A 6,611-nucleotide genomic window follows, 5' to 3' on the forward strand; every position below is an offset into this window, starting at 1 on the left:
ATTATAAGCTAAACTTCTTTTTCTGTCATGAGTTAGCAGGCTCTGCCTGCTTGGAGTTTTTTGAAAAAATCAAGACTACCTGGTTTTGCTGGGTATGATTATAAACAGGATATTCTATTTGTGAGTGATGCACTTCATTCGGAAATAGAATTTGCTAAAGTTCTATCTGATAATTATTTTGCCGCTCAAAATATTACAGATACCATGGTTCATGAATTAACGCATAAAAAACATTGGGACTCTGCTAAAGCATTTTACAAAGCCAACAAAAAGCGGTATAATAGTGTCGAACAAGCAATGTCTGAATTGAACTCCCCATTAGTGTCATATGTCAAGGAACAATTGAAACATGACTATAATTATCTTTATAGTATTAGCGATAATGCAGCTATTGCGTTTTACAACGATAACATCAATGAGTTGGTTGCTGAAGTCGGGGTATTGGGAGATAAGGTTACAGACATAAATCTGTTAAATAAAGTCAAGGAGGTATTATCATGGAAGTAATGGCTATGCCTAGCAAAGAAGTTTTGATTTTTACAAAACAAATCCGCCACTGGATTGTCGGCGATAAAACTATTTCAGGAAAGAAACAATTTATTTTCCGTGAGGACACTCCTCCTGAAATCTTAAAACTTTATCAAGATATAAAATCAAAACTTGAATTTGCTTATTAACAATAAAGGCTCTTTGTCAACTGTAGTGGGTTGATGAAAAGCTAAGCTCGAGAAAGGACAAATTTCGTCCTTTCTTTTTTGATATTCAGAGCGATAAAAATCCGTTTTTTGAAGTTTTCAAAGTTCCGAAATCCAAAGGCATTTCGCTTGATAAGTTTGATGAGATTATTGGTGGCTTCCAATTTTGCGTTGGAATAAGGTAATTGAAGAGCGTTGACGATTTTTTCTTTGTTCTTTAGAAAGGTTTTAAAGACAGTCTGAAAAATAGGATGAACCTGCTTCAGATTGTCCTCAATGAGTCCGAAAAATTTCTCAGGGTCTTTGTTCTGAAAGTGAAAAAGTAAGAGTTGATAGATCTGATAGTGGTGTTTCAAGTCTTCTGAATAGCTTAAAATCTTGTCAAGAATTTCTTTATTTGTTAAGTGCATGCGAAAAGTAGGGCGATAAAAACGTCTATCGCTCAATTTACGACTATCCTGTTGGATGAGTTTCCAGTAACGCTTGATAGCCTTGTATTCATGAGATTTTCGTTCAAACTGATTCATAATTTGAACACGAAAACGACTCATGGCACGGCTGAGATGTTGGATAATATGGAAACGATCTAGAACGATTTTAGCACACGGGAAAAGTTGTCTAGCCAAGTCATAGTAAGGGCTAAACATATCCATAGTAATAATTTTGACGCGACATCGGACAGCTCTATCGTAGCGAAGAAAGTGATTTCGAATGATAGCTTGTATTCTTCCCTCAAGAACAGTGATGATATTGAGATTGTTAAAATCTTGCGCAATGAAGCTCATCTTTCCCTTTGTAAAAGCATACTCATCCCAAGACATAATCTCAGGAAGACAAGAAAAATCATGTTTAAAGTGAAAATCATTGAGCTTACGAATAACAGTTGAAGTTGAGATGGAAAGCTGATGGGCAATATCAGTCATAGAAATTTTTTCAATTAACTTTTGAGCAATTTTTTGGTTGATGATACGAGGGATTTGGTGATTTTTCTTTACCAGGGGAGTCTCAGCAACCATCATTTTTGAACAGTGATAGCACTTGAAACGGCGTTTTCTAAGGAGAATTCTAGAAGGCATACCAGTTGTTTCGAGGTAAGGGATCTTAGATGGTTTTTGAAAGTCATATTTCTTCATTAGACTTCCACAATCAGGGCAAGATGGAGCCTCATAATCCAGCTTAGCGATGATTTCTTTGTGGGTATCCATATTGATGATATCTAGAATCTTGATGTTTGGGTCTTTAATATCGAGCAGTTTTGTGATAAAATGTAATTGTTCCATATGAATCTTTCTAATGATGGTTTTGTCGCTTTTCATTATAGGTCATATGGGACTTTTTTTCTACAACAAAATAGGCTCCATAATATCTATAAGGGATTTACCCACTACAAATATTATAGAACCCTTTTTTTGAGAGGTTATAGATGCTTACAACATTAAAAAAAAATCAAGACAATAGTGATGTATTTAAGAAACTAATTCATCGACTATCTGATATGTCCGTCCAAGATTTTGAAAAAATAGACCGACTGTTAGATATCATTTTTACTCCAAATCAAGGATCAGAACAACTAAAAACAGAAGCAACTTATAGAGAAGAAACTTTGGACGATACATTAAAGGAAGCTAAAAATCAACTTCATAAGGAACAATTGGAGAAGAATTTAGAAAGATTTAGAAAGATTTAGGAAAAATAGTCAATAATGCACCAAAAATGGTGCATTTGCTATTTCTAAATGTTATAATGGTGGTATCAAATAAAAGGAGTTTGCCATGATTGGAAAGAACATAAAATCCTTACGTAAAACACATGACTTAACCCAACCCGAATTTGCACGGATTGTAGGTATTTCACGTAATAGTCTGAGTCGTTATGAAAATGGAACTAGTTCAGTCTCTACGGAATTAATAGACATCATTTGTCAGAAGTTTAATGTATCTTATGTCGATATTGTAGGAGAAGATAAAATGCTCAATCCGGTTGAAGACTATGAATTAACTTTAAAAATTGAAATTGTGAAAGAAAGAGGAGCTAATCTATTATCACGACTCTATCGTTATCAAGATAGTCAGGGAATTAGCATTGATGATGAATCTAATCCTTGGATTTTAATGAGTGATGATCTATCTGACTTGATTCATACGAATATCTATTTAGTAGAAACTTTTGATGAAATAGAGAGATATAGCGGCTATTTGGATGGAATTGAACGTATGTTAGAGATATCTGAAAAACGGATGGTAGCTTAATGGAAATCCAAGATTATACTGACAGTGAATTCAAACATGCTCTAGCACGGAATCTTCGTTCACTGACAAGAGGAAAAAAGTCCAGTAAGCAACCTATAGCGATTTTGCTTGGAGGTCAAAGTGGTGCTGGTAAGACTACAATTCATCGAATTAAACAGAAAGAATTTCAAGGAAATATTGTTATCATAGATGGCGATAGTTTTCGTTCTCAGCATCCACACTATTTAGAGCTTCAGCAAGAATATGGAAAAGATAGCGTTGAATACACCAAAGATTTTGCAGGTAAAATGGTAGAGTCTTTAGTAACTGAATTGAGTCATTTGGGATACAATCTTTTGATAGAGGGAACCTTACGAACAATTGATGTTCCAAAGAAAACAGCACAACTCTTGAAAAATAAGGGATATGAAGTACAATTAGCCTTAATTGGAACAAAGCCCGAATTGTCCTATCTGAGCACCCTTATCCGATACGAAGAACTATACGCTATCAATCCAAATCAAGCACGCGCAACTCCAAAAGAACATCATGATTTCATTGTTAATCATCTAGTTGATAACACACGAAAATTGGAAGAACTAGCTATCTTTGAAAGAATTCAAATTTACCAGCGAGATAGAAGTTGTGTATATGAATCAAAAGAAAATACAACTTCAGCAGCAACTGTTCTTCATGACTTACTATTTGGAGAATGGAATCAAGTAGAGAAGGAGATGCTTAAATCAGGAGAAGAAAGATTGAGAGATTTAACTAATCGAAATGGTTGTTAGAACACAAATTTTAAAATATAGTCTACTTATAACTTTTGTTAGTTGTTTAAGGTGGGCGAAAATTTTTTAGAACCAAAAAACGCATAGTATCAGGTGTCGAAAAACTTGAAATTATGCGTTTTCTTGTGGGAAGATTTACTCCATTTTCTTCAGGAATTGAGAATTTGCCCAGCCTCAAAAGTTCCAATCAATCTCAATAACTCAGAAAAAAGAAGACTGACAAAATATGACTACTTTAAGACGAAATAAGAAGAAAAATTGTGATCAAAATTAATATAGATTAAAGTAGATTCTGGAATGGTCTATTTTATATATATTGAAGAAGTTTGAAGTGTATTTTCCTGACAGATACAATAGTATAAAAGATTAGTGAGAAGATGCTAAATTTTCTTAATTTTCTCAATTATTATTGAAAAGTATAAAATAGTATGCTATAATCACATTAGGAGGAGAAAATAATGAAGAAAATTTTTTATAAAAAATTGGGTATTTCAATTATTGCTAGTACTTTATTAGCAAGCCAGCTACCGGCAGTATCTGCTTTGACTGTTATTTCAAGTACAGGCGAGGAGTATGAGGTAAGTGAAACATTACAAGAGAGTCCAGGAAATAATAATTTTTCACTTCCGAATGTTTCACCAACTTATGGTCAATATTATACAAATCAGTCAGAAGTCATTATTGGCAAAAATGATTTAATTAAGGTAAAAAATACTTTACAATATCCTTACTCTACATCAGCTTATGTAAAAGCAACATTCAAATTTAAAAATGCCGATTCAGTAGAAATAGGTACAGGTAGAGGAAGTGCTTCCTTTATCAAAGACAATGTTTTGATTACAGCAGCTCATGTCGTTTATGACCGTAAATCCAAAACAGAAGCAACTGAAGTAAAGATTATGCCTGCAGCTACTCCAGATAGCAATCCATTTGGAGAAATAAAAGTCAAAGAAGTTCGTTATTTAAAAGAATTTAGAAATACTGATCCAGATGAGCTTACTACATATGACTTAGCAGTTTTAATTTTGGAAGAACCGATTGGTGCTAAATTGGGGACGTTAGGACTTCCAAATAATTTAGAAAATACTAAAAATCTAGATGTAACAATTACAGGATACCCTTCTTTTAATAAGTTAATTAAGCAGATGTATACTGATACAAAAGCGGTACTTCAAGATACAAATGATTTTTTATTCTATCAAGTAGATACTTTACCTGGTGCTAGTGGTTCAGCAGTATACGATTCTAATAATAGGATTGTTGGAGTTCATACTAATGGGAGTGAGGCAGAACAGATGAATTATGCTGTTAAGTTAAATGAGAAGGCTCTATCTTTCATCTACTCTGTTATTCGAGGGCATTCTATTGATGGATGGAAGCTGATTAGTGATACTTGGTATTATTATAAGAATAGTAATAAACAAACAGGTTGGCAAAGTATAAATGGCAAATGGTATTATCTTGAAACCTCTGGTTCAATGTCCACAGGTTGGAAATATGTACGAGGAAGATGGTATTATTTAGATAAGACCAATGGTGACATGAAGACTGGTTGGTATAAAGATGGCTCAACATGGTACTATTTAGATCCTACTAATGGAGATATGAAAACAGGTTGGATAAAAGTAGGAGAAAATTGGTATTATCTCAACTCCTCTGGAGCAATGGTTACAGGTAGCCAAACTATCGATGGTAAAGTTTATAATTTCGCTTCATCTGGTGAGTGGATCTAATATTGGAGGAATATATAAATGAAACTTTTGAAAAAAACTATGCAAGTTGGACTAACAGCACTTTTCTTTGGTTTGCTAACTACAAATACTGTATTTGCGGATACCACAGGTGGTCAATTTGTTGATAAGGATAATAGAAAATATTATGTAAAAGATGATCATAAAGCAATCTATTGGCATAAAATAGACGGTAAAACTTACTATTTTGGTGATAAAGGAGAAATGGTAGTTGGATGGCAATACTTAGAAATTCCTGGAACAGGTTATCGTGATGATTTATTTGATAATCGTCCAGTCTTCGAAATTGGCCTTCAGGAGAAGTGGTACTATTTTGGACAAGATGGTGCTTTGCTAGAACAAACAGATAAACAAGTACTAGAGGCAAAAACGTCTGAAAATACAGGAAAAGTATACGGTGAACAATATCCTCTATCTGCTGAAAAGAGAACTTATTATTTTGATAATAATTATGCTGTAAAGACAGGCTGGATTTATGAAGACGGCAATTGGTATTATTTAAATAAGCTAGGAAATTTTGGCGATGATTCTTACAATCCACTACCAATTGGTGAAGTTGCTAAGGGTTGGACTCAAGATTTTCATGTTACTATTGACATTGATAGAAGCAAACCTGCTCCATGGTACTACTTGGATCCAAAAACTGGAATCATGCAAACTGGTTGGCAATATATTGGTGACAAGTGGTACTATCTCCGTTCATCAGGAGTGATGGCGACTAGCTGGTATCAAGATGGTTCAACGTGGTATTATCTAGATGCTCAAAACGGTGATATGAAGACAGGTTGGGCTTATGTTGGTAACAGTTGGTACTACCTTCGTTCATCAGGTGCAATGTCTACCGGTTGGGTCAAAGATAATGGTAAGTGGTACTATCTCGCATCATCTGGTAATATGCTTCGCAATACACGCACACCAGATGGCTATCATGTAGATGGCAGTGGCGCTTGGAAATAAATTTTAAACAGAGAAAATCTACTGAGAAGGTAGGTTTTCTTTTTTAGTCAGTGAATAATATAGAATAGAGTAGATCAGAAATTTAGCAGGGTTATTCTCTTTTATGGTAGATTGAATCAAGAATAATACGCCACGACTGCTAAAATATTTCTATACATTAATTTGACTTTCCTAATCGATTTGTTCACA

General features: G+C 34.1%; 8 protein-coding genes and 1 pseudogene. 8 read left to right on the top strand and 1 reads right to left on the bottom strand.

What is annotated here, in order from left to right:
- Window positions 1-60 precede the first annotated feature (60 nt).
- Window positions 61-507 carry a Wss1p-related putative metallopeptidase gene (locus ADH54_RS01245; RefSeq protein WP_049523602.1) on the top strand — a complete coding sequence of 149 codons (447 nt, stop codon included), beginning with the start codon at window positions 61-63 and terminating at the stop codon, window positions 505-507.
- On the top strand, window positions 498-677 hold the full coding sequence (locus ADH54_RS01250; RefSeq protein WP_049523603.1) for a hypothetical protein: 180 nt from the start codon (window positions 498-500) through the stop codon (window positions 675-677). The genes ADH54_RS01245 and ADH54_RS01250 overlap by 10 nt, the downstream gene beginning before the upstream one ends.
- Before the next feature lie 41 nt (window positions 678-718).
- Here ADH54_RS01250 and ADH54_RS01255 read toward each other — a convergent pair whose 3' ends face one another.
- Window positions 719-1,975, bottom strand: a complete 1,257-nt coding sequence (locus ADH54_RS01255) for an ISL3 family transposase (protein WP_049523605.1) — start codon at window positions 1,973-1,975, stop codon at window positions 719-721.
- 143 nt (window positions 1,976-2,118) lie between these two features.
- Between ADH54_RS01255 and ADH54_RS01260 the strand changes: the two genes are divergently transcribed.
- From ADH54_RS01260 to cbpC, 6 genes and pseudogenes are all read left to right on the top strand, one after another.
- Window positions 2,119-2,382 carry a hypothetical protein gene (locus ADH54_RS01260; RefSeq protein ID WP_049523607.1) on the top strand — a complete coding sequence of 88 codons (264 nt, stop codon included), beginning with the start codon at window positions 2,119-2,121 and terminating at the stop codon, window positions 2,380-2,382.
- 85 nt (window positions 2,383-2,467) lie between these two features.
- Window positions 2,468-2,944: a type II toxin-antitoxin system antitoxin PezA gene (pezA, locus tag ADH54_RS01265; RefSeq protein WP_000579619.1), complete on the top strand. Its 477-nt coding sequence runs from the start codon at window positions 2,468-2,470 to the stop codon at window positions 2,942-2,944.
- Window positions 2,944-3,714 carry a type II toxin-antitoxin system toxin PezT gene (pezT, locus tag ADH54_RS01270; RefSeq protein WP_049523610.1) on the top strand — a complete coding sequence of 257 codons (771 nt, stop codon included), beginning with the start codon at window positions 2,944-2,946 and terminating at the stop codon, window positions 3,712-3,714. Before pezA ends, pezT begins: the two co-directional genes overlap by 1 nt.
- Window positions 3,715-4,172: 458 nt before the next feature.
- Window positions 4,173-5,315: pseudogene (locus ADH54_RS01275) on the top strand (trypsin-like peptidase domain-containing protein); the annotation flags it as partial.
- Between the two features lie 3 nt (window positions 5,316-5,318).
- The gene (locus ADH54_RS12715) at window positions 5,319-5,447 is read left to right on the top strand and encodes a hypothetical protein (protein WP_374702227.1); all 129 of its coding nucleotides are present in this window, start codon (window positions 5,319-5,321) and stop codon (window positions 5,445-5,447) included.
- 18 nt (window positions 5,448-5,465) lie between these two features.
- Complete coding sequence (gene cbpC, locus ADH54_RS01280; RefSeq protein WP_049523613.1) at window positions 5,466-6,422, top strand: choline-binding protein CbpC; 957 nt, start codon at window positions 5,466-5,468, stop codon at window positions 6,420-6,422.
- Window positions 6,423-6,611 lie beyond the last annotated feature (189 nt).

Source organism: Streptococcus pseudopneumoniae (assembly GCF_001072315.1).
GTDB lineage: Bacteria > Bacillota > Bacilli > Lactobacillales > Streptococcaceae > Streptococcus > Streptococcus pseudopneumoniae_R.

Excerpts from the sequence above, each read along its gene's own strand:
- pezA (WP_000579619.1), top strand. The coding sequence starts at position 2,468 with ATGATTGGAAAGAACATAAAATCCTTACGTAAAACACATGACTTAACC.
- ADH54_RS01260 (WP_049523607.1), top strand. The coding sequence starts at position 2,119 with ATGCTTACAACATTAAAAAAAAATCAAGACAATAGTGATGTATTTAAG.
- ADH54_RS01255 (WP_049523605.1), bottom strand. The coding sequence starts at position 1,975 with ATGGAACAATTACATTTTATCACAAAACTGCTCGATATTAAAGACCCA.
- pezT (WP_049523610.1), top strand. The coding sequence starts at position 2,944 with ATGGAAATCCAAGATTATACTGACAGTGAATTCAAACATGCTCTAGCA.
- ADH54_RS12715 (WP_374702227.1), top strand. The coding sequence starts at position 5,319 with ATGAAAACAGGTTGGATAAAAGTAGGAGAAAATTGGTATTATCTCAAC.
- ADH54_RS01250 (WP_049523603.1), top strand. The coding sequence starts at position 498 with ATGGAAGTAATGGCTATGCCTAGCAAAGAAGTTTTGATTTTTACAAAA.
- cbpC (WP_049523613.1), top strand. The coding sequence starts at position 5,466 with ATGAAACTTTTGAAAAAAACTATGCAAGTTGGACTAACAGCACTTTTC.